We start from the raw sequence: 1905 nt of genomic DNA on the forward strand, positions 1-1905 counted from the left end.
CTTACCTGTCTCCTCGACGATCCGGACCGCCCCATCACGAAACTCCCGGTCGTACTTCTTCCGCTTCTCTGGCATCGTGCTCCTCATTATCGATGCCTCTACGGTTCGGGGGGAACCTCAAGGCGGGTGACCCATCCGGTGGTGGTGTCGAAGAGCACAGGGTAGGCGTTGTGCGCGGCTTTGATCCCGAGCGCGATCGCGAGGTGGGTCTTACCCACTCCAGGTGGTCCGAGAAGGATCACGTTGTCGCTCTTGGCGATCCAGGTGCTGGTGGCCAGATGGGCGATAACATCGCGACGCAATCCTGGAAGGCGGTCGAAGTTGAAGTCCTCGAGTGTCTTGACCGCGGGGAAGCGAGCGCCACTGATCCGCAGCACGGTGCCGTTGGCTTCGCGTTCACTGACCTGGCGGTCAAGGATCGCTGCGAGGTACTCCTCGTGGGTCCAGTTGTCGGTGCGGGCCCGCTCGGCCAACTCGGCCCAGCAGCGGCGGATCGCTGGCATCTTCAACGCCCGCGCCGCGAACTCGATCTGCTTACCTGTGTGATTGTCGGACATGGTATTTCACCTTTCAGTGATAGTGGACGGGGTGGGTGGTTGAGCACCTGACGGGGTAGCAAAGTGCACCCCGAACAGGTCGTCGTAGTCTGGTAGCGCCCGGATCGGTACCTCGTGGCCGTCGGGGTGGGCGCGGATGCGGGCGGCGTTTCGGGCCCGGTTGGCGAGGTCTTGGCGGCGGTAGTCGCGGCGCAGTTCTTTGGCTGCCCGCACGTGCTGAGGGTCGGCGATGGTGACGTGGTTGGCCCAGCTGCGAGCGTGGTCGGCGACGGTGACCTCGCCGCACTGGATGCGCACCTGCTGCAGGTCGGCGGTGATGTCGACGAAGCGACCGATCACCGACGGGTGCACCGAATAGTCATTGCCGGCCACACGTACGTAGTAGTCGCGACCGAGTCGCACCCGGCTACTCAACCCGATATGAGGTGCGGTCGGGGGAAGCCCGGCCATCTGCTCGAGGTCCTCGGCGAGCGCATCACACGGGCGTCGATCACCGATCGCGCGCACCACTCGGGTGTTGGCATGATCGGCCAGCCACCGATCGAACTGGGCGGTGAAATCGTCCGGTGAGGCGAACTGGCGGCCCGGCAGGAACGAGGTCTCGAAGAATCGGTTGTTGCGTTCGACCATGCCCTTGTACTCGGGGTCTCGCGGTGGCGCCAGCTCCAGCCGAGTGCCCAAGGTGCCCACGAATCCTGCGGCCAGCGCGGTGGGTGTGCCCTTGGGGCCGATCGCGGCTTCGCGGTCCCACACCAGCTTGCGGGTCACCGCGCCCAGTTGCGACAGCAGCAGCCACATCCCCGTCAGGATGTCTCCGCCCTGGCGCGACGGGATCATCACCGCCGACCGGTATCGGGAGAACGCCAATGTCATCACCAATACCGGTAACATGGCGAATTGATTGTGGCCCACTGGGATTCGGTAGTCCGGGAACCACAGATCCCACTGCGAACAGCCGCCGGGCTCATAGATCACCCGATCGGCCGGATCTACCCCACGAAACTCCGGGCGAATCACCCGGACCCGGTCTTTGAGGACAGTCAACGATCTCGTCCACCCGATCCGCTCCGCGATCACCGTCGCCGGCATCGTCGGATACTCCCGCAACAACGCCCGGATCTGCGGTTCGAACGCATCGACCACCGAGCCCTTCGCCGGTCGCGAGTACTTCGGCGCGGTGTCTGAGGCCAACGCCGCCCGCACCGTGTTACGGGCCACCCCCAACCGGCGCGATCTCCTTGATCGGCACACCCTCACTGCGATGCAAACGGCGGATCTCCGCCCACTGCTCCACTGAAATCACCCTCCTAACAAGACGGGGGTCAAAATTCACCCGTCGTCAGGGGGT

General features: G+C 64.5%; 1 protein-coding gene and 1 pseudogene. Both read right to left on the reverse strand.

From position 1 onward, the window contains the following. Positions 1 to 98 precede the first annotated feature (98 nt). On the reverse strand, positions 99 to 557 hold the full coding sequence (locus NWF34_RS25185; RefSeq protein ID WP_020169762.1) for an ATP-binding protein: 459 nt from the start codon (positions 555 to 557) through the stop codon (positions 99 to 101). 6 nt (positions 558 to 563) lie between these two features. Beyond that, positions 564 to 1860: pseudogene (istA, locus tag NWF34_RS25190) on the reverse strand (IS21 family transposase). Between the last annotated feature and the right edge of the window lie 45 nt (positions 1861 to 1905).

Origin of the sequence: Gordonia sp. GONU (assembly GCF_024733855.1) — a bacterium.
GTDB lineage: Bacteria > Actinomycetota > Actinomycetes > Mycobacteriales > Mycobacteriaceae > Gordonia > Gordonia amicalis.